This is a genomic window from Ensifer sp. LBL, from assembly GCF_050435225.1.
GTDB lineage: Bacteria > Pseudomonadota > Alphaproteobacteria > Rhizobiales > Rhizobiaceae > Ensifer.
In genome coordinates this window covers 638,576-661,537 of the sequence record NZ_JBNDJY010000005.1, presented here as the reverse complement: position 1 = coordinate 661,537, position 22,962 = coordinate 638,576, and the positions used below count along the sequence as shown (strand labels likewise).

At 62.6% G+C, this 22,962-nt stretch carries 19 protein-coding genes; 11 read left to right on the top strand and 8 right to left on the bottom strand.

What is annotated here, in order from left to right:
- Positions 1 to 9: 9 nt before the first annotated feature.
- Both OKW20_RS22980 and OKW20_RS22975 read left to right on the top strand, forming a co-directional pair.
- On the top strand, positions 10 to 447 hold the full coding sequence (locus tag OKW20_RS22980) for a pseudoazurin (protein WP_429175681.1): 438 nt from the start codon (positions 10 to 12) through the stop codon (positions 445 to 447).
- Positions 444 to 1,265 (top strand): class I SAM-dependent methyltransferase, encoded by an 822-nt coding sequence (locus OKW20_RS22975; protein WP_429175674.1) that lies wholly within the window; start codon positions 444 to 446, stop codon positions 1,263 to 1,265. The genes OKW20_RS22980 and OKW20_RS22975 overlap by 4 nt, the downstream gene beginning before the upstream one ends.
- A 16-nt stretch (positions 1,266 to 1,281) precedes the next feature.
- Here the strand turns inward: OKW20_RS22975 and OKW20_RS22970 are convergent, their stop codons facing one another.
- From OKW20_RS22970 to OKW20_RS22960, 3 genes are all read right to left on the bottom strand, one after another.
- Complete coding sequence (locus OKW20_RS22970; protein WP_043612072.1) at positions 1,282 to 1,899, bottom strand: ParB-like protein; 618 nt, start codon at positions 1,897 to 1,899, stop codon at positions 1,282 to 1,284.
- Positions 1,896 to 3,521: a SulP family inorganic anion transporter gene (locus OKW20_RS22965; RefSeq protein WP_429175671.1), complete on the bottom strand. Its 1,626-nt coding sequence runs from the start codon at positions 3,519 to 3,521 to the stop codon at positions 1,896 to 1,898. Before OKW20_RS22965 ends, OKW20_RS22970 begins: the two co-directional genes overlap by 4 nt.
- 90 nt (positions 3,522 to 3,611) lie before the next feature.
- On the bottom strand, positions 3,612 to 8,507 hold the full coding sequence (locus OKW20_RS22960) for a putative Ig domain-containing protein (protein WP_429175668.1): 4,896 nt from the start codon (positions 8,505 to 8,507) through the stop codon (positions 3,612 to 3,614).
- 709 nt (positions 8,508 to 9,216) lie between these two features.
- On the opposite strand from OKW20_RS22960, the gene OKW20_RS22955 reads away from it, so the two are divergent.
- The 7 genes from OKW20_RS22955 to OKW20_RS22925 all read left to right on the top strand — a co-directional run bounded on the left by OKW20_RS22955 (position 9,217) and on the right by OKW20_RS22925 (position 17,808).
- Positions 9,217 to 10,110: a helix-turn-helix transcriptional regulator gene (locus OKW20_RS22955; protein ID WP_429175832.1), complete on the top strand. Its 894-nt coding sequence runs from the start codon at positions 9,217 to 9,219 to the stop codon at positions 10,108 to 10,110.
- 128 nt (positions 10,111 to 10,238) lie between these two features.
- Positions 10,239 to 12,353 (top strand): carboxy terminal-processing peptidase, encoded by a 2,115-nt coding sequence (locus OKW20_RS22950; RefSeq protein WP_429175666.1) that lies wholly within the window; start codon positions 10,239 to 10,241, stop codon positions 12,351 to 12,353.
- A gap of 343 nt (positions 12,354 to 12,696) precedes the next feature.
- Positions 12,697 to 13,548 (top strand): AraC family transcriptional regulator, encoded by an 852-nt coding sequence (locus OKW20_RS22945; RefSeq protein ID WP_429175663.1) that lies wholly within the window; start codon positions 12,697 to 12,699, stop codon positions 13,546 to 13,548.
- Positions 13,545 to 13,967, top strand: a complete 423-nt coding sequence (locus tag OKW20_RS22940) for a DUF1801 domain-containing protein (RefSeq protein ID WP_429175660.1) — start codon at positions 13,545 to 13,547, stop codon at positions 13,965 to 13,967. The genes OKW20_RS22945 and OKW20_RS22940 overlap by 4 nt, the downstream gene beginning before the upstream one ends.
- 507 nt (positions 13,968 to 14,474) lie before the next feature.
- A complete protein-coding gene (locus tag OKW20_RS22935; RefSeq protein WP_429175829.1) occupies positions 14,475 to 15,320 on the top strand; it encodes a DUF3313 domain-containing protein in 846 nt (281 codons plus the stop codon).
- Between the two features lie 434 nt (positions 15,321 to 15,754).
- The gene (locus tag OKW20_RS22930) at positions 15,755 to 16,426 is read left to right on the top strand and encodes a response regulator transcription factor (protein WP_043612064.1); all 672 of its coding nucleotides are present in this window, start codon (positions 15,755 to 15,757) and stop codon (positions 16,424 to 16,426) included.
- Positions 16,423 to 17,808: a sensor histidine kinase gene (locus tag OKW20_RS22925; protein WP_429175656.1), complete on the top strand. Its 1,386-nt coding sequence runs from the start codon at positions 16,423 to 16,425 to the stop codon at positions 17,806 to 17,808. Before OKW20_RS22930 ends, OKW20_RS22925 begins: the two co-directional genes overlap by 4 nt.
- A 47-nt stretch (positions 17,809 to 17,855) precedes the next feature.
- Here the strand turns inward: OKW20_RS22925 and OKW20_RS22920 are convergent, their stop codons facing one another.
- Together OKW20_RS22920 and OKW20_RS22915 are read right to left on the bottom strand one after the other, a co-directional pair.
- Positions 17,856 to 18,374 carry an RNA polymerase sigma factor gene (locus OKW20_RS22920; protein ID WP_429115052.1) on the bottom strand — a complete coding sequence of 173 codons (519 nt, stop codon included), beginning with the start codon at positions 18,372 to 18,374 and terminating at the stop codon, positions 17,856 to 17,858.
- A complete protein-coding gene (locus OKW20_RS22915) occupies positions 18,371 to 18,580 on the bottom strand; it encodes a YgaP family membrane protein (RefSeq protein WP_205239610.1) in 210 nt (69 codons plus the stop codon). Before OKW20_RS22915 ends, OKW20_RS22920 begins: the two co-directional genes overlap by 4 nt.
- A gap of 177 nt (positions 18,581 to 18,757) precedes the next feature.
- Between OKW20_RS22915 and OKW20_RS22910 the strand changes: the two genes are divergently transcribed.
- Positions 18,758 to 20,149 (top strand): TolC family outer membrane protein, encoded by a 1,392-nt coding sequence (locus OKW20_RS22910; RefSeq protein WP_429175652.1) that lies wholly within the window; start codon positions 18,758 to 18,760, stop codon positions 20,147 to 20,149.
- Between the two features lie 72 nt (positions 20,150 to 20,221).
- Here OKW20_RS22910 and OKW20_RS22905 read toward each other — a convergent pair whose 3' ends face one another.
- The gene (locus tag OKW20_RS22905; RefSeq protein WP_429175650.1) at positions 20,222 to 20,671 is read right to left on the bottom strand and encodes a GFA family protein; all 450 of its coding nucleotides are present in this window, start codon (positions 20,669 to 20,671) and stop codon (positions 20,222 to 20,224) included.
- Positions 20,672 to 20,886: 215 nt separating this feature from the next.
- Here OKW20_RS22905 and OKW20_RS22900 point away from each other — a divergent pair, with 215 nt between their 5' ends.
- Entirely contained in the window at positions 20,887 to 21,279 is a 393-nt protein-coding gene (locus OKW20_RS22900) for a winged helix-turn-helix transcriptional regulator (protein ID WP_429175647.1), read from the top strand.
- A 157-nt stretch (positions 21,280 to 21,436) separates the two neighbouring features.
- Here the strand turns inward: OKW20_RS22900 and OKW20_RS22895 are convergent, their stop codons facing one another.
- Positions 21,437 to 21,736 (bottom strand): PRC-barrel domain-containing protein, encoded by a 300-nt coding sequence (locus OKW20_RS22895; protein WP_043612058.1) that lies wholly within the window; start codon positions 21,734 to 21,736, stop codon positions 21,437 to 21,439.
- Positions 21,737 to 21,874: 138 nt separating this feature from the next.
- On the bottom strand, positions 21,875 to 22,897 hold the full coding sequence (locus OKW20_RS22890; RefSeq protein WP_043612055.1) for a LacI family DNA-binding transcriptional regulator: 1,023 nt from the start codon (positions 22,895 to 22,897) through the stop codon (positions 21,875 to 21,877).
- Between the last annotated feature and the right edge of the window lie 65 nt (positions 22,898 to 22,962).

The following is a 22,962-nucleotide window of genomic DNA, read 5'->3' as shown; positions in this document are numbered from 1 at the left end:
AGGATTTACATGCGCGCGCTTCTCCTCGGATTGTCCCTGTTTCTCACCGCTTTCCAGTTCGCCCAAGCCGAAATGCACGAGGTGAAGATGCTCAACCGTAACGTTTCGGGACCGATGGTCTATGAGCCGGACTTCCTCCAGATCGCCCCCGGCGACACGGTGAAATTCATCGCTGCCACCAGCGGCCACAACGCGGCGACGGTCGACGGCATGGTTCCCGAAGGTACCGCTGGTTTCAAGGGCGGGATCAACGAGGAGATCGAGGTCACGCTCGACGCGGAGGGGTTCTACGGGATCAAGTGCTCGCCCCATTTTGCGATGGGAATGGTGATGGTGATCCGTGTCGGCGACGCGAAGGTCGACACAGGCTTTGCGGCGGCCAAGGTTCCGGCGCGGGCGCGCAAGCGGTTTGACGAAATCCTTGCCAGAAACGGTTTCGGAAAGTGACGAACGACACCGAAGAAGGGGCAGGGCGCGCGAATTTTCATCTGAAGGAAGCGATCCGCAGCTACTGGTCGGAGCGCGCGAGGACCTTCGATCTCGCTTTCGGCCACGGCATCCTGTCTGAAGCCGAGTTTTCCGCCTGGCAGGAACCGATCCGCGCCACCCTTGGCGTGAAGCCGCTGCGCGTGCTTGAACTTGCCTGCGGCACGGGCGAGGTCACAAGGCTCATCCACGATCTCGGTCACGAGGTTACGGCGCTGGACTTCTCCGAAGCGATGCTTTCCGTCGCCAGGGCGAAACACGCCGGGAAACCGCGGCTGCGTTTCATCCTTGCCGATGCCGAAAACACCATGGAGCCGGACGCGGCCTATGACGCGATCGTTTGTCGCCACCTCGTCTGGACGCTTACCGAGCCCGAGGCGACCTTCCGCGAGTGGCACCGGTTGCTGCGACCGGGTGGGAAGCTGGTGATCTATGACGGGGACTGGGCGAAGCCTTCTCCAATCGGGCGTCTCGCCGAACGCCTGGTGGCCTTGATCGACAGGTTTTCCGGGCCCGATCCCTATTACGACGGGTCGTTGAGCCAACGCCATGCCGAGATCATGCGTGCCCTGCCTTTCGGTCGCGGACTGCGGTTCGAGCAGCTTTCCGGTCTGTTGGAGGAGGCGGGCTTCAAAGGGATCGAGAAAATGTCCCATGCGCCGGTCGCCCGTGCCCAGCGCAAGTCGGCCAACCTGCGAAACTGCCTCCGCACCTTCGTCTACAGGCGCTTCATCCTGACCGCACATTCGTCGGCTGCGCGCCAGACCCCAGTGCCCTGAACCGCGAGGCGCCGGTTCAATCGGTGACGCCGCACCAACCCGGCAGGAAGCTGGCGGACTTGCCGTGGGCAAGATCGAGCGCGTCGTGCACGGCCTTATCGATGTCATTGGCGATGCGTTTTGCATCGATGCGCGAGCGCAGGAAGTTTGCCCACATGAACTCGCTGTAGGGCGTTGCGTCCTTGGCGTAACCGCCGGCGCGGCGGAGCGCGCCGGCAAGCGACCGGTAGGGATCGTCGACGAGGCCGGCGATCGTGCGCGGCAGGTCCTGGTGCGATCGCCGCAGGCCCTGTGCGTCGAACGGATACATCCAGTGACGGTGGTCCATGACCGACCAGAACTCGTCCTTGGACAGGTGGCTGAGATCGAACACGATGCTGGTCAGCACATGCGCGACGCCTTCCTCGTGCAGGGCGCGCACGAGATGATGATGGTCGACCAGATACGGTCGCTCCTTCGGGCCGAGCACGACCGGTACCATATGATGTCCCAGGAATTCCGCGCCATGCCGCTTGGCAGTCTTGCGCCATTCCCGTCGTTTTTCAGTGACTTCGAGGAAGCCGACGGTGATCTGGGTCGGGCGAAGTTCGGCGATGTCGATCGGTTGCAGTTGCGGCTCATAGTTTGGGGTCATCGAACGGCTCCGGGCAGGGACGCGGTCGTTTCGGGTTGGGAGGCGGCAGCTACGGCATCATCGACGCTGTAGCTGAGATAAGTGAGAAGCGGGGGAGCGGCCAGGGCGATCATGTCGCGGACCCGGTCATGCACCCGTGCATAATAGAGGTGCTTGCCCTGGGCGCGCACAAGCGTGTCGAATTCGATCAGCGCATCGAGCGCGGTGCTGTCGAGGTCGAAGCTTTCCTCGAGGCTGAGGATGACGGCGCGTGCTGTCTGGTCGTGGCCGATCCGTGCGGCCGTCTCGGTCAGGATGGCATCCGCATTGGCAAAGAACAGAGGTTGCGCCGGACGCCAGATGGCGATGCCCGGCATCGTTTGCGCGTCGGCGTGGCGGGCGATGTCGACGAAGTCATGGCCTTGTCCCAGGCGACCAAGGGAGGCGACATAGGGCGTGGCCAGCCTGTGCAGCAAGACGGCGAGCGAAAGCGCGACAGCAATGGTGATGCCGTTGACGACGCCGAAGGCGATGACCCCGACTGCCGCTGCCAGGGCGATGACAACGTCGTGTTTCAGTTTCCACAGCCGCAAAAGCGGCCGAGGATCGAGCGCATGCGCCAGGGCGGCAATGACGACGGCAGAAAGGACCGGCTCGGGAAGGCTCTGAAGCAGATCGGCGCCAAGGACGACGAGCAGCGCAAGGCCGACTGCGGCGACGAGCGCCGTCATTCGGGTTTGCGCACCAGCAGCCTCGGCCGCGGAGCCCGCCGAAAAACCGGCGCCGACGGGCATGCCCTGCGCGATGGCACAGGCGGCATTGGCAGCGCCGAGCGCCAGCAGTTCTCGATTGGCCGTCACGCTTTCGCCGTGACGCAATGAAAGCGACCGGATCGTGCCCCAGGATTCGGCAAAGAGGATGAGAACGAGCGGCAAGGTGTAGGGAACAAGCTGCCGGATCTGGCTCCATTCGACGAGCGAGAGCGACGGCAAGGTCATCGAGATCGACAACGGCCCGACCACCGCCACGCCGTGGCCCGCAAGGTCCAGCAGCCTGGAAGCCAGGATGCCGGCGCAAAGCACCAGAAAAGCGCCGGGAAGAAACGGAGCGCGCCGCAGCACGAGGAGGGCGGCAAGGGCCGCGACGCCGACGGCGATGCTCACCATGTTCCACCGGGGCAGCGCCGCAAAAAGCCCAGCGATCTGATGGACGATGTCGGTTACCGGCACCTCGATGCCGGTAACGGTAGGCAATTGCCTGACGATGATGGTGACCGCCAGCCCGAAGGCGAAGCCACGAAGAACGGGGCGGGAGATGAAGCTTGCGAGGTTTCCAAGCCGCAGCAGGGAGGCCGCGACGAAGAGCAGACCCGTCAGCGCCACCATCACCGTTACCAGTGCCATCTTGTCCGCCGTCGAACCGGGCAGCGCCGCGATCGTCGCCGCAAGAATGGCGGCCGACGACGATGTCGGGGACACGATGGCAAAACGGCTGCGGCCGAGGATGGAATAGGTCAGGCAACCGACGATAGCCGCGACGACGGCGTGCTGCGGTGGCAGGCCGGCGATACCGGCATAGGCAACAGCTTCGGGCAGCATCAATCCGGCGACGGACAGACCCGCGATCCAGTCCCTGTTGCCCACGCTCGTCGCAACCTTTCTCCTGCTGCCCGCCAGAGAATCTAGCGGATTGCCAGGCGAAATCCATAGCGCGCCCGGGGACGCCGCCCAGCGTCAAAACTGCCGGGAGGCCCTGGCGCGTCCGCCCACGGATTTCTCCCCGTCTTCGCCGACGTTGAGGAGCAGGCCGAGATCGAGCAGCCATAAATCGGCGGTTGCCAGCGAGATCCCCGCCGTCAGATTGCCGAACAGGCCGGAGCCGTCGAGCCCGGAATAGCCGGCCGTCGCGCCGAGCTTCGGCGTCAGCGTAGATCCGTTTTCGAGCAGGAAAGACCGTTCGATCTCGGCGCCGAGGCTTACCCGGAACTGCTCTTGGTCGAAGCCGTCGATGGTGATCCTGTCGCCGGCGCTGTTGTGCGCGGTGTAGTCGTCGACCGTTTCGGAGAAGTAGACGGCGCGCAGCTTCGGCGTCAGCACGGTTGATGGATCGAGATCCCACTGACCCTCGATCGCCGTGTCGATCATCCATCGCGTCGTGTCGAACGTGCCGTCCCAGAAGGCGGTGTCGATGTCGTTGGCCGAGCCGCCGTAGAGCAGGCTCGTATCCCAGAACACGCCTTTGCCGAGTTCCAGCGATGCATAGGGGCCGGCGAGCCAGCCGTTTCCCGTCAGTTCTGCATCGGCGTCGGTCGGGTCCGTCATCCGGTCGTAGTGGAAGGACAGGCCGACCAGCGCCTTTTCCGACAGCAGGTAGTCGGCGCCGACGTTGAGCATTGCGAAGCTGCCCCACTTGCCGTCGTTCTCGTCGCGGCTATGCGCCAGGAAAGCGAGATCGACCCAGGCATTGAAGGCCCTTGGCTGGGCGTCGGAGATGCCGTCGGCGGCATCCCGCGCGGCGTCGAGCTGCGCCAGGCTGGTGCTGAGGTTCGCGGTCATGCCGTCTTCGGACGGCGACATTCGCGCCGTGATCGTATCGGTCGCCCGCTCCATCTGGCGCCGTTCCAGGAGACCGGGAACAAAGATGCCTGTCGCAATGAGGTCTTGCCGGGTGGCGACAAAGCCCCGCACGAGGGCGTCGATATCTTCCGCCACCTGCTGTGCACCGAAGGAAAGATTGTAGGTGATGGTGCCGGTGTTCGAGACGCCGAGCGCACTGGTCAGGCGGTAACCCACCCTTGCCTTGCCGGAAAAGGCAGGGTTCGGCGTGAACTGCAGATACCATCCGACTGGTGTGCCGACCGGCCCGGCCTGCGCGAGCTGGCCACGAATGATCGCCGCCGTACCGGCGCTCGCCGGCTCGACGAAGCTTAGCTGCGCTTCGGTGAAAGGCCCGCCGGTTGCGCCGCGATTGAGGTAGACGTCGGCTGGCGTCGCGCCGGCTGGAACGTCGATCACCTTGTCGCCAACGGTGATCTCAGGCGGTGTGACCGTCAGTCTGTATGTCTCGGTTCCGGTCGCGCCGTTGCCGTCCTCCGCCCGGATCGAGAAGGCGTATTCGCCTTCGCTCCTGGGGCCAAGCGGTCCGGTCAGTTCACCGGTCGAGACGTTGAGGACCATGCCGTCAGGCAGTGCGCCCGACGCGATCCTGTAGAGCATCGGTGCCCGTCCACCCACGGCGGTGATCTGCTGGCGGTAATCTTCGCCGGCCATGGCATTGGCAAGACTTCCGCCAGCTGGCGTAAAGGTGAAGGCCGGCGCGCTCACGGTGATCGTCACCGTCGCCGCGGTGGATGTGCCGGCGGCGTTGCTTGCGGTGTAGGTGAAGCTGTCCGAACCGGAATAGTCGGCAGCCGGCGTGTAGCTGATCGTCGTTCCCGTGCCGCTTGCGGTGCCATGGGACGGTTGCGAAGCAACCGCAACGCTGTCGGCCGGATCGCCGGTGATGTTGAGCGGGATCGCATTGCCCGAGGATTTGGCTGCAACCGTTACGGAAACGGCATGGACGATCGGTGCACTGAGGGCCGGGACAATGGTCAGCGAATAGGCGGCTCCATCCGTTGCGCCATAGGCGTCAGTCGCGGCGATCGTAAACGCGTTGCTTCCGACCGCCGTCGGCGTGCCGGCCAACACGCCGGTTGCCCGATCGAGCGTCAGGCCGGCGGGAAGCGATCCTCCCGCAAGCGTGTAGCTATAGGGCGCCGACCCGCCGGAGGCGGTGATGGCCTGACTGTAGGCGACGTCGGTGGTGCCTCCGGGCAGCGCACCGGCGGCAGGGGTGAGAGCAACAACCGGAGAAGCTGCGGTCAGCGAATAGCTCGCCGTCGTCGATGCGCCGTAGGCGTCTGTCGCAGCGATTGTAAACGCGTTGCTTCCGGCCGCCGTCGGCGTGCCGGCCAACATGCCGGTTGCCCGATCGAGCGTCAGGCCGACGGGAAGGGATCCTCCCGCAAGCGTGTAGCTATAGGGAGCCGACCCGCCGGAGGCGGTGATGGCCTGGCTGTAGGCGACGCCGGTGGTACCCCCGGGCAGCGCACCGGCGGCAGGGGTGACAACGACAGTCGGAAACGTTGCGGTCAGCGAATAGCTCGCCGTCGTCGATGCGGCGTAGGCATCTGTCGCGGTCACCGTGAAGTTGGAGGTCCCGGTGGTCGTCGGGGTGCCGCTGAGCGCGCCGGTTGGACCGTCCAGCGTCAGGCCTGCCGGCAAATGTCCCGCCGAGACGACATAGCTATAGGGAGCCGACCCGCCCGAGGCGGATACGGTCTGGCTGTAGGCAGCGCCGATGGTGGCGCCCGGCAAGGCGCCGGCTGAGGGGCTGAGATCGATGGTCGGAAACGCGACGGCTATCGTATAGGCTGCAGACGCCGAGGCGGAGTAGGCATCCGTTACAGTGACGGTGAAACTGGTGCTCTCCGATGCGGATGGCGTGCCGCTGATGACGCCGGTTAACGGCTCGAGTGTCAGGCCTGCCGGCAGTCTTCCAGCCGTAATGGCGTAGTTATAGGGGCCCGATCCACCGGATGCGGATAGGCTAAGGCTGTAGGCGATCCCGGTCGTGGCGTCGGGCAGGGCGCTTGCTGCCGGCGAAACGACGATCGTCGGATAGGACACGTTCAGTGCGTAGGCCGCGCTGGTCGATGCGCTATAGGCATCGGTCGCGGTAAGGGTGAAACTCGAGTTGCCGATGGTTGTCGGTGTGCCGCTGAGCGTGGCTGTCGCCGCATCGAAGGTGACGCCCGTCGGAAGTGTCCCCGCCGTCAGCGCGTAGGTATAGGGCGCCGACCCACCGGAGGTGGAGATGATCTGGCTGTAGGCAACGCCGGTCTTTCCGCCTGGAAGGGTGCCGGCTGCGGGCGCCATGGCGATCGTCGGATGCGCGACCTCGACGGCGTAGGTTGCATTGTGAGGGCAACCATAGACATCAGTCATGTCGACGGTGAAATCGTATGTGCCTGCTCGTGTCGGTGTCCCGGTGAGAGTGTTGGTTGCATGGTCGAATGTCAGCCCTGGCGGCCAGGAGCTCGAGCTGATGGTGAATGCTCCAATCCCCGATCCCGAAGCGGAAATGTTTTGGCTGTAGGGAACGCCCGTGAGCGCGCCTGACAGAAGGCTCCCCCTTGAGGGGGTGAAGGAGACCGTCTGACAGACGATGGTCAGAGAATAGTTGGCTTCTCCGGTTGCGCCGTAGGCGTCGGTGGCCGTGATCCTGCTGTTGAAGGTGCCTGTTGCCGTCGCAACGCCGCTGAGCGTGCCGGTTGCCGGATCCAGCGAGATGCCGGGTGGCGGAGCGCCCGCGGTTATCTGGAACGTGTTAGGGGCCGTTCCGTTCGAGGCTGAAAAGCTCTGGCTGTAGGGCCGCCCGGCCACGCCGCCAGGAATGGGGCCCGGAGAGGGTGTCAGCTCAAGGGTCGGCCGTGTCACGGTGATAGAGACAGTCGCAGCCACCGAGGTTCCCGACAGGTTGGTGGCGGTGTAGGTGAAGCTGTCGCTTCCGGAATAACCCGCTGTCGGGGTATAGGCAATCGTGGCGCCCGAAACGCTTGTCGTTCCATGACTTGGGCTGGCGCCGATCGCCACGCTGTCGGGAACACCTCCGGTGATGTTCAGTGTGATCATGTTGGCCGACGAGTTCGCGGCGACGGTTGCCGAAACGGCGTTGGCGGTTGCCGGCGCAATATAGGTGTACTGATCCGCCGCCAGGGTCGCGCTTGTGCCGCTGGGGGTGGAGACCGTAACATCGTATGTACCGGCGGCATTGACGGGCGCTGTCGCGGTAATCGAGGTCGGGCTGGTCACCGTGAAGCTCGCTGCCGATGCTCCGAATCGGACTGCGGTTGCGCCGGTGAAGTCGGTGCCGGTCACGGTAACACGTGTGCCGCCGGCCGTCGGACCGCTTGCGGGGCTGACACCCGTCACTGTCGGCGGCGGCACGACAGTCAACGCGGCGTTGTTTGAGGCTGCAGTCGGCGTGCAGGCGCCAACGGCGATGACGCGATACATGTAGCCGCTCATGCCGCTCGTTGCGCCAGAAATGGTCAACGTGGCCGTAGTCGCGCCGGAATAGAGAGCGTTGTTGGAGATGCTGTTGAAGCCGGCCCCCTGGTCCACCTGCCATTGATAGCCCGTGGCACTGCTCGCCGTCGCACTGAAGGTGGTGTTGCCTCCGACCGGGATCGTCGACGCCGACGGCTGCCCGGTGATCCGCGGGCCACTGCGAACCGTGAGCGCTGCGGGATCGGATGTGGCGTCTGGCGAGGCAGAACCGGTTACGATCGCGCGATAGAGATAACCGTTCAAACCAGCCGTCGCAGCGGTGATCGTGAGGGTCGATGTCGTTGCGCCCGCATACTGCCCGCTGTTGCTGATATTCGCGAATCCGGCCCCCTGGTCCACCTGCCACTGAAAGCCGGTGGCGTTGGACGCGCCGACGCTGAAGATGGTGTTGGCGCCGGCACAGATCGTCGAAGCGGTCGGCTGTGCCGTAATCGAGGGGGGCGCCGCCGCTCGGGCGCGATCGGGAAGTGTGACGACCGACGAGACGGCCAGAAGAATGATCGTGGTCGCCGGCAAGAAGCGTCTTAACGCTGCTCTCAATTGGACGGATGCCTTTTTGGCGTGAACGCAAGGTGCCGCAAAAAGTCTGGACGCCCTGGCGCGCAGAAAACCTGCGGCGCATGACGATGCGCCGCTTGCCATGAAATGCATGCCGACCCCACTCACTCCCTCGCGGGAGTCCCCTCATTGGACGCCTCGTCCGCGTATCCGCGCATCGAGCCGCCCCGTTGCAAAAAAATCGGTCCGGGCGAGTCCCTCATCGCCCTTCGCCTGTCCGCCGCAGGCCGGAGCCTAGCAAAGGACCGCCCCGCAATACCGCGTGCCGCATCGCCGCGCTTCTCATTGAGCGCAGAGGCGAAACTTTGAGGCCACCCACGACGACAGGTGCGATTCCAGCCGCAATCGGTGGAAATCAAGGGGTGCAAGCCCGGGCAACGGCCGGTGATAGCCGGTCAACGCGGTATCAGCCCGAAAATGGTGCATTCGCACTTGGCTGGCGAGCGGGGGCTTGCGGCCCCCAAAGGCCTGTGGGGCATACCCCGGAGGTGATTTCGGGCGGCATCCTGCCGGCGCGGCGGGTCTCTTGATCTGGTTGCCGGCATCACGATAACAGTAGGGCCGCAGCCGGCCTGACTGGCGCTATCGGGGTGTGCGCCAGATCAACATGATTCGTTTCTCAACCGACGATATCGGCCCGGAAGACCGGTTCGATCAGTGGCGCGAAGTGCGCGGCAAGAGCCTTTTCGGCGTGACGATCGAGCTTGCTGCCGAGAAGCGTCGTGCCTTCAAGGGATCCTTCCAAGCGCATCGTGTCGGCAGCGCCATGACGTCGGAAATGCGCGCCTCGGCCTACCATGTCAGCCGGACCGAGGCAGACATCGCCCGCATCGCCGGCGACAGCCTCTGCATCGCCTTTCAGGTGAAGGGCGGGGGTCTTCTCGATACGGGAGGCGACCGCGTCCAGTCCTTCAAGGACGGTGACATGGCGATCAGCTATTCCGATCTGCCCTACCGCGCGACGCCGGGCGGTCATGACGAATTCCACTTCCGGGTGATCACGGTGCCGTTCGACAATGAGCTGATGCTCGGCGGGCAGACGCGCGACCTGCTTGCCACCCGGTTCACCGAGACCGCATACGCGCGGCCGTTTCGGGCGCTTTTCAACGCAATCAGCGAAAGGCATGCCCATTTGGCCAATCCTGACGCGGAGGTGGCCCATATCGCCAGGCTGGCGATCATGGCGCGCGGTCGGCTGGCGCCCGGCATGCCCGAAGTGCGCGCAGCCCTTCGTTCGGGCCTGCGCTATGCCGCCGAGGAGATCATGGCACGGGACAAGCACCAGCAGAAACTGACGCCGGCCAAGGTCGCGCTCGAGCTCGGTATTTCCGTGCGCCAGCTGCATGTCGTGTTCGAACACGCGGAATTGACCTTTGCCCGCACGCTGGCATCGATGCGGATTTCAGAGGCCCGGCGGCTTCTCGTCGAGCGGCCCGCCTTGTCTGTCACCGAGGTCGCCTATGCCTGCGGATTCGATAGTCTTGCAACGTTTTATCGACTTTTCGCGGGCGCTTACGGGATGGCGCCGGGCGAGTTCCGGGCGTCTGGCTCGCTCCATTAGGTCCGGTTAGAAGCTTGCCTTGCCGGGAGGCCGGCGCCGACACCGGATCAATCCGGTTGCCAAAAAGCCATAATTGCTTCACCTAGATCCTCTTTCGACACGCGGCATTAAGAACGGATCAACGCTGAATGCGCATTTCATACGTCTTCCTTGGTGCATTTCTTGCAATCGCGCCGGCCGCCTATGCCGACGTTGCCTCGCCTCCTGTTCTGGAGCCGCTGAAGCAGCAGGCACAGGCCGCGCAGTTGAGCGCAAAATTTCTGACGCGTTACAGCTACAAACCGGTTCCGCTCGACGACGCCCTGTCGGCCAAGATCATGGACAGCTTCATCGATTCTCTCGATCCGGATCGCGGGCTCTTCCTGCAGGCCGACATCGACAGTTTCAAGCCTGACCGCAACGAGATCGACGATGCCATCAAGCACAAGGACCTGAAGATCCCGTTTGCGATCTTCAACGTCTACGGCAAGCGTGTTGTCGACCGCATGAATTACGCGCGCGAGCTGCTGAAGCAGGACTTCGATTTCACGAAGCAGGAGGATTACTCCGTGCTGCGGGACAAGGCGCCTTGGCCGCAGTCGGAAGCTGAGAGCAACGAACTGTGGCGCAAGCGCGTGAAGAGCGACTGGCTTCGGTTGAAGCTCAGCGGCAAGACCGATGCCGCCATCCGCGAAACGCTCGACAAGCGCTATGCGAACGCGCTCGAGCGCGCTTACAAGTACAAGAGCGACGACGTCTTCCAGTCGTTCATGAACGCCTACACGACCGCGGTCGACCCGCACACGGACTATTTCGGCGCCAGCGCCTCGGCCGATTTCGATATTGCGATGAAGCTTTCGCTGGTCGGCATCGGCGCGGTGCTACAGGAGCGCGACGACTACACGACGATCCGCGAACTCGTGCCCGGCGGGCCGGCGCAGCTGTCCGGCAAGCTTGCGGTCGGAGACCGCATCACCGGCGTTGGGCAGGGCCACGATGGCCCGATAAAGGAAGTGGTCGGCACGCGCATCGATGAAGTCGTGCAACTGATCCGGGGTAAAAAGGGATCGGTCGTGCGTCTGGACGTGCTGCCGGCGGATGCCGGAGCAGATGCCTCCCATCGCATCATCACCCTGGTGCGCGACAAGATCAGCCTCGAAAAGCAGGCGGCGCAGAAGACCGTCCTGTCCGTGAAGGCGGGCGATGCCACGCGCAAGATCGGGGTGATCACCCTGCCGGCCTTCTACGAGGATTTCGAGGCCCGACGCAAGCGAGAGAAAGACTATCGCAGCGCAAGCCGCGACGTCGCAAAGCTTCTCGAAGAGTTGAAGCAGGAACAGGTCGACAGCGTGCTGATCGACGTGCGCAACAATGGCGGCGGTTCGCTGGACGAGGCGATTGCCCTGACCGGCCTGTTCATCGGCTCTGGTCCGGTCGTTCAGCAGCGTAGCAGCGACGGCAAGGTCGTGGTCTCAAGCTCGGAGTTTCCCGCGCCGATCTGGACGGGCCCCGTCGGGGTCCTGATCAACCGCGGCTCGGCGTCTGCCTCCGAAATCTTTGCCGCGGCGATCCAGGATTACGGTCGCGGTGTCGTCATCGGCGAACCCAGCTTCGGCAAGGGCACGGTTCAGACCGTCGTCGATCTCGACCAGATGGTTCGCAACAGCAAACCCGCATTCGGCGAACTCAAGGTGACGATCGCCCAGTTCTTCCGGGTCAATGGCGGCACCACGCAGCTGCACGGCGTAACGCCGGATATCAGCTTGCCTGGACTTTCCGACCCGACGCGCTTCGGCGAGACGAGCTACGACAATGCCCTGCCGTGGTCGGAGATCAAGCCGGCAGACTATGCGCCCGCCAACACCGTCACGGCGCTGCTGCCTACGCTGCAAGGTCGTCATGATGCCCGTGTCGCAAGCGACCCGGAATTCCAGCGCCTGCTGGAAGACATCGCCGACATCAAGGCGCAGCGTGAAAAGGGCACTGTCTCCCTCAACGAAGCCGAACGTCGCAAGGAGATGAAGGATCGCGAAGCGCGGCTCAAGTCTCGGCAGGGAAGCGACGCGGACGATGCCGGTGACGACGATGGCCTGAACGCCGACGAGCGCAGCTTGAGTGCCGATATCGCCATGGAGAAAGCCCGCAAGAACGTAAAGGATGTCCTGCTGACGGAGGCGACGGCCATTCTTGCCGATGAGGCGGATCTGCAGGAAGGCGAACTGAAGGCGGTCACGCAGCCACCGGCAAGCGCGACCGGAAAGTAATCTGCCCGGCCGATGGCCGCGGCGATGCGCAGGCACAAAAGGAAAGGCCGACAAAACATTCGTTTTGTCGGCCTTTTTGTTTCCTGCTTTGTCATGCGTTCAGCCGTTGCTGTTCCCTGGCATGAGCGCGTCAGTCTCTCTGCTGGATGGGCCGACCTGGGAGGCGCTCGAGTGTCTGGGCGAGGGAGGCTTCACCTCTATTGATTTGTACGACCGTCCTGTCTCTAAGTGAGGACATAGCCGCTCAACTCTCAGTATCGTTAGCCGTGTTTCATTTCCGCAGGATTTGCCTGCCCGTGCCGTGCAAGACTTTCTATGATTTCAAGCATGACAAGGGGCCCTTATGCGCAATCAGGAAAGTTACAACAAACGCCTCAACCGGGTCGTCGATTACGTCTATGCCCACCTTGAGGATGATCTTTCCTTCGATCGGCTGGCGGAAGTCGCTTGCCTTTCGCCCTATCACTGGAGCCGCATCTATTCGGCCATGCGCGGAGAAACCATTGTCGCGACGATCCGCAGGTTGAGGCTCCAGCGCGCTGCCGATCGGCTGGCCAATTCCGACCTCGAAATCGAAGCGGTCAGAGCGCGTGCCGGTTATAGCTCGACCGACACATTCGGGCGGGCTTTCAAGGGTGCCTTCGGCGTGAGCCCGGCCGCCTACCGTGAGGCAGGCTCGCACGCTGCCTTTAGGGCCGCACATGCTACCAGCGAGACAGATGCCTTCCCTGTCGTGATCGAGAGCTTGCCGGAACGCCGCTGCGCCGGAATCGATCACATCGGTTCCTACATGGAAATCGACCACGCCATGGGTCGGCTCTTTGCCGAGCTTGTCGACCGCCATTCCCTGCCGGCAGAGCCCGCCATGCTCGGAGTGTTCTTCGACGATCCCGATCTTGGACCCGAGGCGGAGTTGCATTCGTGCGCCTGCCTGCCTGTGGCAACCTCTGTCACGATCGATGCGCCACTGGTGGAGACGGTTCTGCGCGGCGGGCCATATGCGAAGTTGCGTTACAAGGGACCCTATGCCGATATGCGCGGCGCCTATCGGTGGCTTCTGGGCGTATGGCTGCCTGCATCTGGTTATGAGCCGGACGATGCGCCGATCTTCGAAGCCTATCTCAACGATCCGCGCGAAGTGCCGCAAAACGAACTGCGCACCGATATTCACCTGCCCCTCAAGGCCGTGTCATGAAGGTGCCACCTGTCCCTGGAGCCGTTGCCGAAGCGCTATCGCGCTACCCCGAACCGGTGCGAACGCGTCTGTTGGAGATCCGTGAGATTGTATTTTCGGTAGCCGCAGAAACGAAAGATATCGGCGCGCTCACCGAAACGCTCAAATGGGGCGAGCCGGCCTACCTCACCGAGGCAAGCAAGAGCGGGAGCACCATCAGGCTGGGCACCGCCAAATCGGCACCGGACAAATGCGCGGTGCTTTTCAACTGCAAAACAACGCTTGTTGAGACGTTCCGGGCCCATTTTGCCGATGACTTCGCATTCGAGGGCAATCGCGCCCTCATCGTGCCCGCGACGGGCGCTTTCTCGCGCGAGCCACTGATGCTCTGCTTGCGCGCGGCCTTGACCTATCATCGGTCGAAGGCCGGGTTTCTGTAAGAGGTAGTGTCGGTGGCTTCCTGCTGCCGACATGGATTCTCGCCGTCCGAGACATCCGACGCCCAGGATGGCGGGACGGTCATCAGTCCTGCCAGATGGGATCTGCTTGTGGTTTTGCGTTCGTGCCGCTGAGTTCCAAGTAAATCGAGCATGCACTCAGAAATAAGATGCTGAATACGATCAGCGTGCTAAAAAACATGAAGAGGTACATGAATATACTCCGGCTAAAAATCACTGTGCATCTTTGTCTTATTGCTCTCTTGCAGGAACATTACGCTGTCCGAGGGCTGATTTTCTGAATACTGGATATCGAATTCAGGTGGACGTCAGTTCGCTCGATCTGAATTCGTAATGTTTTCACAAGGTGCAAGGCCCCAATCGGCGCTCGTTTTCGACAACGAGGGTTTCGGGCAAATGACGTGTGGTGAGACGAAGAACAGCGGCAAGCTGGCTAGAAAAAGGGCCCATGCGGCGGGCGGTCGGGGGGTCGCAATACTGGTGCCGATCATGCTCGTGCTTGGGGGATGTACGACCGTTCCCCTGACGGAAGCAGGGACGCTGACTTCCTACAGCAACCTCAGCGCGCCCAAGGGGAAATTCGAAAAGAAAAGGGTCTACTTCAGCAAGGACGGCCTGAAGGACGTCAAGACCGTGAGCATCGCGCCGACGGCTTTGACCCCGGCTGCGCAAAAGCGTGTCGAGAAGCAGAAGGATCGCCTGCTTTTAACGAACGCGATCGACCGCGCGATTTGCATCACCATGAGCGAGAAGTATGAGATCGTCCCGTTCGGCACGCCCGCGGATCTGACGGTTCGAACGGCCGTTACGGACATCGTCCCGACCGAGCCGTCGGTCGCCGGCGCCGCCAAGGCGATTTCCATCGGCAGTTCGCTGGCTCTGCCGGTCGGCATACCGCGACTGCCCTTCGGGCTTGGTGGGCTCGCGGTCGAAGCGGAGGCCGTGGATCGAGACGGCAAGCAAAGGGCGGCGATCGTTTGGTCGAAGGGCGCCAACTCGTTTACAAGCGAAGCGCGCGTTTCGCCGGTTGGCGACGCCTACGACCTGGCCGGCGCGTTCGGCAAAGATTTCTCAAGAATGGTCGTCGCCGGCAAAGAACCCGGAAATTTCGATCTGCGCCTGCCGTCCGGCTACGACATTCGCACGTCGTTTGGCGGGAAACCGGGTTCTGCGATCTGCGAGAACTTCGGCCGTGCGCCGGGTGTCGTCGGCATGATCGGCGCCTCGATCGGCGCACCTCCGTCCTGGACGGACAAGGGAGGCAAGCTCCCCGTGACTGCGACAAATGTAGCTGTTTCTGCCGAAAAAACAAAGCCTTCCATTGGCAGCCGTTGAGGCGGACTGCACTTGCATCTCGTAACATTGTCACAAGGTGGCAGTGGGATCTAGGCACCCACAAGATGAGAAATAACCGAGGTCACTTTATGCGTCTTTTTATTGCAACAGGCCTGCTGATCGTGCTGGCGGGATGCGAAACCGTAGAATACAAAAACCGCTGTGCGGAGTACGGATTCGTGCCGGGAACCGATGCTTACGCCAATTGCGTGCAACGTCTTGATATGTCCGATGAACGCCGCAGAGGACGCGATTACGATCCTCCGGTGTATTCTTACGATTAATCCGCAGGGACGCCAGCTGTTTTAGAGAAAACTGTTTCAATTGGGCGACTGCGACATGACCTATGGCACGTTGTTTAGAGCTCTCTTTTGTTTCCTTCAAAAAAGCTTTGCGCCTTCAGAACTCAATTCTAGTCGATATTGGTAGGCAACATGCGAATTCTGATCGTAGAAGATGACCGTGAACTGGCGTCTTCGCTCAAGGCCATGCTGGAAGCCGCGATCGGGGTTGCGGACGTGTTTGAGACGCTTGCGGATGCCGAGGCGGCATTGCTTGCCTTCAAGTTCGATCTCATCGTCATCGACCGCAACCTTCCTGATGGTGACGGCCTTTCGCTGTTGCCGACGCTGCGGCAACTCCGCCCAAGGCCGGCGACGCTCGTTCTGACCGCATTGGACGATCCCATCGATATCGTGTCTGCGCTCGACAAGGGCGCAGACGAATATGTCGGCAAACCCTTCGAGCCGATGGAGCTGATTGCGCGGGCGCGCGCCGTGCTTCGCCGCTACAGCCTGGATGAGACCGGCTCCACGCAGTTCGGCAATCTGTCGTTCGATCTCGTCAACCGCTCCGCCATGATCGGTGAGAACGCACTGTGCGTGCCAAGGCGCGAACTCGCCGTTTTGGAAGCCCTGATCCGGCGAGCAGGCCGCGTCGTGCAGCGCGATAACCTGGAAGCTGCCGTCTACAACATCGATGAGGAGATCGAGTCCAACGTGCTCGATTCCCATGTCTCGCGGCTCCGCAAGCGGCTGCGTGAGGGCAACTGCAACGCAACGATCCGGACCATTCGCGGGATCGGCTACATGCTGGTGCAGGAATGATGAAACGTCAAAATTCGATCGCTTTTCCGGTGGCGACCGTGCTCGTTTTGGGCATGGTGCTGGTGATGGTGATCAGCACTGCACTCACCATCACGGTGTCCATGCTGATGGATGCGCAGAGCAGGAAACAGTTCGCACTCGACATCGTCGTCAAACTTCTGCAGGACGGAGTGAATTACGACCATACGGGGAAATTTGTTCTTGAGGTGGATGGGGTCATCGTCGAGAAGCTCCTCGAGCTCTCCAAAGAGCAACCCGAGTTCTGGTATTTTCTCAGTGACGGAAAGCAAACGATCGTACATGGCACCGTGCCGGAGACGGCGCGAAACATCATCGAAACCACCTCTCCTCAGGTCTTTTCCTCTCAGTTTTATTATAAGAAGGGCGATGAGCAGTTTCTGGGTCTGCGAAAACTGAGCGCAGAAGATCCCCCCAAACTGGCTGTTATCGGCGGAGTGACATTTTCGAACGCTGAAACGCTGCTCCTGATCCTGCGCGAAATTTGGCCGCAGGGGCTCTATCACCTTCTGGGTATTGTTCTCGTCGCCACGACCACGATTGCTGTCTTCGCGGTCAAGCGCACCATCGCAATCCCGGTAAAAAGGGTTGTCGATTCAGCCGAGCAGATCGATGGTCTGCCCGGTGGTCGCCGGATATCGGACCGCGACACGCCCGTAGAACTGAAGCCGATGGTGGCCGCGTTCAACAACGCGCTCAGTTGCATCGACAACGCGTTCGAAGCGCAGCGACACTTTCTTGCCAATGCATCCCACGAGCTGCGGACGCCGCTGACCAAGCTGCGATTGAAGCTCGACCTGGTGCAGGACCCGGAGGTGAGGGAGGTCCTCGTTCGCGACACGGCGCGCCTTGGGTCGATCGTCACGACATCCTTGCAGCTGGCGCGTCTGTCCGGCCAGGCATTGACTTTCACCATGATAGATCTCGCAGCCATTGCGCGCGCGGTCATTGCTGAACATGTGCCCTTGGCGATGAAGCAAGGCATGGAGATCGAGCTCAAGGCGGGCGGGCGGGTCATGGTCTCCGGTTCCGAGCCGGCTATCCGCGTGGCCCTCGATAATTTGATCGTCAATGCAATGCGACACGCACGCGGGACGGAGGTGCTCATGGTCGAGGTTCTCCAAGCCCGCATCGTGCGCGTCACCGACGAAGGACCGGGGATCCCGGCCGCGGAGCGCGAGAAAATGCTGAAACCGTTTGTGCGCGGGAACACCAACGCCGAGGGAACCGGCATGGGGCTGGCCATTGTTGCCCAGATCATGATGGCGCACGGCGGCTCCGTCGAACTCGCAGAAGCAGCGGCCGGCGGCCTGGTGGTAGATCTGGCGTTTCCGAAAATCGCGAAGGAGACCGTGGCAGCGTGACGTGCCTGGCTTTCCGGAGCTGACCACGCAGCAATCTTCCTGAGTGGTTAGCCCGCCAAATATTCTCGCAGAAGCAGGCGTGCGCGGTGCAGCCGCGCCTTCACCGCCTGTCGCGAAAGATGAAGCGTCGTGGCGATCTCGTCGATCGTCATCTCCTGGAGGTCGCGCATCAGAGCGACGTCTCGATACTGCTGGGGCAGAGCCTCGAACGCCGCTGCAAGATCGAGACGCAACACGTGTTCCGGCCGCTGCACCAGGCTTGTTTCAAGCGCGTCTTCATCGATGTCGGCGACCAAACCGCTGCGTCTGGCGAGCCTCAGGCACTCCCGCCGGACCACGCTGAACAACCAGTTCGACAGGGTCGCGAGTGCCCGGATTGCGCCGACATGGCGCGACAGAAGCCAGAGCGCCTCCTGCGTCGCATCGTCGACATCGGCAGTACGGCAAGTTGCCCGGGCGTAGCGGCGAATGTCAGGCTGGGTCCGCTCGAGCAGCCGGACGATCGCATTGCGATCGCCGTGGCGGGCGGCTTCGAACGTTTCGGTCGTCACCGCCTTGGTGTTCATGGCTTGCTCCGATCGTGGAGCCCGGCAACGGCGCAGGCCGGGCAGTAGCCGATGAGGCCGGTGAGGACGAAGGTGAGGGCCGATACGCCCACCAGGAGGGCGATCCAACCACTCAGGAAACTGTATGCCAGCACAGCGGCACCGATCCCAAGGCCAATCCGCACTGTCTGCTGCGCTCTACCGATATTCTTGCGAAAAAATGCCATGCAACACCTCCGATGCAAAACCGAGATCCGTCGTCTCAGTCATAAGAGGCGTCGAACCCGAAAAAGGATTCGCGGCGGCACGATATTTTTTCGCGAGGGGTCCGGCGGCGACAAATTCAAGCGGTGCCATCCCTGCCGATCCCGTCGGCCAAACGCCACTCGGTTGCTGGCCATCCCTTGACGCCGCCCGACGAGCGTCTGCGTGCCCTCGATCCGGATTGTCTCGCCTGCTGGCGGGCGATCCGGCGTCCCAACGGAGATTCCTGTTCGATGAAACGAATACTGGTGGCCCTGGTTGCAATGATTGCGCCGATTGCCATGGCTGAGGCTCATGCCGAGCCGCTTTCAAGTGCCCTGGCGAAGGCTTACCGCAACAACCCGACGCTCAATGCAGCGCGCGCCGGAGCACGGGCGAGCGCGTACGACATCGACATCGCCCGGTCGGCGATGCATCCGAAAATCACCTGGCGCAGTGGGATCGGCTACGATTCGAGCGCGGCCACCAATCGCGGCACGTTTGGCATCGTGCTCGACCAGACCCTCTTCGACGGACTGCAGACGACCAACAATGTCGAGGTCAACAAGGCGCGGCAGCGCGCCGCCGAGGAGAACACGCGCAACACAGAGCAAAACATCCTGTTCGAGGCGACCGAGGCCTATATGGACGTGGTGCTGGCGCGCCGCATCGTTGTGCTGCGCAAGCAGGACCTCGATTTCCTCAAGGAACTCAAGCGATCCGAGATCGCCCGCCACCAGGCCGGCGAACGCACCCGAACGAACATCGCGCAGGCCGAGGCGCGCCGCGCCGCGGCCGAGGCGGAACTGAGCCTCGCCCATGCCGAAGCCAAGCGCGTCCAGGCGACCTACAGGCAGATCATCGGCGACGAACCGGGCAAGCTCACGGGCGGAAAGGTCCCCGTGAAAATGCTGCCCGCCAACCTCGATAAGGCGCTGGCGATCGCCGCCAAGCAGCATCCCGCCCTTCTGGCGAAACGGCACCTCGCCGAAGGCGCCGTGTTCAATGTCGCCGTCAGCGAGGGAAAGCTCCTGCCGACCGTGAAGGGTTCGATCGGGATCGGCAGAGGCGAACGCAACAGCGCGATCGACGCAATGGCGTTCGACGGATCGGCGACCGAGCAAAAGGCGGGCATCGAACTCAAGGTACCCATCTATCAGAGAGGGAAGGTGGAGGCCGAGATACGGCGCTCGAAGGAAGACCTTGGCAAATCGAACATCACCGTCGACGTTCAGCACGCCGAAGTTCAGGCGAAGGCGGCCTCTGCCTGGGCGCAATACCAGGCAGCGCTTGCGACCGCGTCCGCCAACCGGGCATCCGTCAAGGCGGCAACAATGGCCAAGGACGGCATGATGGCAGAACAAGCAATCGGCCAGCGTACCCTCCTCGACGTGCTCCAAGCCCAAGCTGAATTGATCAAGGTCCAGGTAAAACTCGCCAATGCCGAGCGCGATACGGTGGTCGGAGGTTACCGAATCCTCTCCGCCATCGGCAAACTCGGCGCCAAGGACTTAGGGCTTGTGGCCCGACGGGCGGATACCGAGACGCGCTGAACGGCGCGCCGATGTTACGCCGCGGCCCTGGCCGCGGCGGACGGGCTGGACGCTTCTTTCTTAACCGGCCGCCTATCCAAATGTCTCGATACCCTCTGTCAGATCATACCAGCTGTGCCGGCGCGAGGCCCAGAAGATGGCGGCCGGTGGCGGGAAGTCCGGATCGGCAAAGCAGCCCGCGGAGATCACCACCGCGTCCGCCAGTGCCTCCGCCTCCATGTACACGAGCGTTCCGCATGTCGGGCAGAAGGTCTGGTCCACCCAGCGGCCGGCGTCGCTGCCGCGTCGCCACACCCGGCGTTCCCCTTCGATGGCGATGGACGCCCTGGAATACCGGGCGCGGTAGGCGAAGCCCGATCCCGTCGCGCGCTGGCATTCCAGGCACGCGCAGGCGTAGACGCGGGCAGGGGCGCCGCTCACGGTCACCTTCAGGCCACCGCAGGCACAGCTTGCCGTTCTCTTGCCAGCGCGTTCCGTCTCCTGCGGCCGTCCATTGTCTTGCAGGCGATCGCTTGTGGTCATGGGGCATACCTGGCCGAGGCCGGGAGTTCATCCAGCGGATAACTTGCTGCAAATATCCGGGCGCGCGCGGGGCCAGTGCGTCCATCGCCTGCAACACCTATATTGATCATGAACGACAACTCCGATTGAAAGCTGCCGTCTAATAGGAGCGGTTTTCGGAGCCTGTAAATTACGCACTTTAAAGTAAGCGGTAAGCCGGAAGTGGAGCATGACGCGTGAAACGGTTGCAGCAGGATGAATGTGGCTTTGCATCGGCGTTGAATGCCATCGGCGGCAAATGGAAGACGCTCATATTGTGGGAGGTCAACATCGAGCCGCGCCGGTTCGGCGAATTGCGACGGCTCCTCCCGGGGATCAGTGAAAAGGTGCTGACGCAGCAACTTCGCGAAATGGAAGCTGATTGCCTGGTTCGCCGCGAGGTTTTCCCGGGCGCCGTCCAAAGGGTCGAGTATTCGGTGACGGAGTTTGGCAAGAGCCTCAACGACGCGGTCACGGTCCTGTCGACGTGGGGCAAGGAACATGAGGCAAGGCTTGCCGCGAAGGGCGAAGGACGCGGCGACGTCGGTTCGCGGATCCTCGCCGACGATGAGACTGTTATCGTTGCGTAATGAGGAGGGTCGGTTCCCGCGGAGACCGCGCTGCGGGATGGAGTGTCCTGCCGTATGCGGCGGCCGGGGATGCATTTGACCGCCGCCACACTCTCTGTGCAACTCCACAGGCTGGAAAGCTCAGGTCTCCCTGCCAGGCCTCCGTGTAAGAACCACGCTACGAGTCGTAATGCTCGGGCATTTCCTTGAGTTGGTCCTTGGTCCACGTCGTCACGGCGTGGACGTCGCCGTCTTCGTCACGCATGAAATCGAGATCGGCAAGCGGCACGGCAACGGGTTTTGCGCCGATGCCCAGGAAGCCGCCGACGTCGATGATGACGGTGCTCGCCGTGCCGACGCCGTGGATGTGGTCGACCGTGCCGACCTTATCGTCGTCCGCTCCGTAAACGGTCGCCCCTTCCAAAATCGCCGGCGTCAGTTCGGTGGCTGCGAGGCGTACGTGACCTGTGTGATCCATCTTCGTTGCTCCTTTGACTTCACACGGGGAGAACCGATTTGAGCGCAAACGGTTCCATCGCGACGTCACAGGCGCGGGGGCAGTGGATCATCGTCGGAAGCCCGGGCAGCCGTTTTCAGAACGGATGGGAATGTCGCGTCATCGCCGTGCCGGCGGCGGGCCGACGGAGTTGCGGATCACCAGGTCGGGTCGCAGCAGGATTTCGGTTTCGGAGGCTGCGCGGTCCGAGAGCAACTCCAGAAGCAGCGCCATCGCGTGCTTGCCGATGGCGGTGCGGGGCTGGCGTATGGTCGTCAGCGAAGGCGTCATGAAACTCGCTTGCGGGACATCATCAAAGCCGGTGACGGAAAAGTCGTCGGGGATATCGTAGCCGCGGGCGCGCAGGCCAAGCGTCACGCCAAGCGCGGTCTGGTCGTTGACGCACATGAAGGCGGTCGGCAGGTCGTCGCGCATGAACAGCTGCTCGAGCGCCAGCCTGCCGCTTTCCACGGTCCCGTCGCCTTCCATGATCAGACGCCGATTGATGGCGATATCGGCTGCCGCAAGCCCGGCTTCATATCCCTGCCGCCGCCGACCATAGGCGAGGCGAGTGTTGGAATCGCCGATGAAGGCGATCCGCCGATGCCCTTCGGAGATGAGCAGGTCGACGACCTTACGCGCGCCCTCGACGTCATCGACCCCGACATAGGGGATGCCACCGTTGAAGACCGGCTCGAAGACGCCGACCGTCGGCGGCAGGCGGGCCGTCAGCGTCTGATGGCCAAAGGGAAGGATACCCGTAAACAGGATCATGCCCGCGGCCTGGTTGGAATTGAAGAACTTCAGATATTCGAGGCCACGCTGGGCGTCGTTCTGCGTATGGCCGATCAGCACGCCGTAACCATGGGCGCGCGCTTCGTTTTCGAGACCCACCAGAATGCTGGAGAAGTTCGGGTCGCCGATATCGGGCGCGACCACGAGGATCATGTTCGAGCGGCCGAGCCGTAGGCTGCGCGCCATCGCATTGGGCGTGTAGCCGGTGATCGCGATCGCCTGGTTGACCTTGAGGCGCGTCGATTTGGCAACCTTTTCCGGCATGTGGATGGCCCGCGATACGGTCGCGATCGACACCTCGGCGATGCGTGCGACGTCTTCAATGGTTGCGGGCTGGGAATTGGACACGCTTGGCCTCGGATTTGCTGCGTGGACGTTACACAGGTTCGCCCGACGGTCAAACGAAGAAGCCA

Coding starts and splice junctions, on each gene's coding strand:
- OKW20_RS22980 (WP_429175681.1), top strand. CDS start 10: ATGCGCGCGCTTCTCCTCGGATTGTCCCTGTTTCTCACCGCTTTCCAG.
- OKW20_RS22970 (WP_043612072.1), bottom strand. CDS start 1,899: ATGACCCCAAACTATGAGCCGCAACTGCAACCGATCGACATCGCCGAA.
- OKW20_RS22950 (WP_429175666.1), top strand. CDS start 10,239: ATGCGCATTTCATACGTCTTCCTTGGTGCATTTCTTGCAATCGCGCCG.
- OKW20_RS22945 (WP_429175663.1), top strand. CDS start 12,697: ATGCGCAATCAGGAAAGTTACAACAAACGCCTCAACCGGGTCGTCGAT.
- OKW20_RS22940 (WP_429175660.1), top strand. CDS start 13,545: ATGAAGGTGCCACCTGTCCCTGGAGCCGTTGCCGAAGCGCTATCGCGC.
- OKW20_RS22935 (WP_429175829.1), top strand. CDS start 14,475: ATGCTCGTGCTTGGGGGATGTACGACCGTTCCCCTGACGGAAGCAGGG.
- OKW20_RS22930 (WP_043612064.1), top strand. CDS start 15,755: ATGCGAATTCTGATCGTAGAAGATGACCGTGAACTGGCGTCTTCGCTC.
- OKW20_RS22925 (WP_429175656.1), top strand. CDS start 16,423: ATGATGAAACGTCAAAATTCGATCGCTTTTCCGGTGGCGACCGTGCTC.
- OKW20_RS22920 (WP_429115052.1), bottom strand. CDS start 18,374: ATGAACACCAAGGCGGTGACGACCGAAACGTTCGAAGCCGCCCGCCAC.
- OKW20_RS22915 (WP_205239610.1), bottom strand. CDS start 18,580: ATGGCATTTTTTCGCAAGAATATCGGTAGAGCGCAGCAGACAGTGCGG.
- OKW20_RS22905 (WP_429175650.1), bottom strand. CDS start 20,671: ATGACCACAAGCGATCGCCTGCAAGACAATGGACGGCCGCAGGAGACG.
- OKW20_RS22895 (WP_043612058.1), bottom strand. CDS start 21,736: ATGGATCACACAGGTCACGTACGCCTCGCAGCCACCGAACTGACGCCG.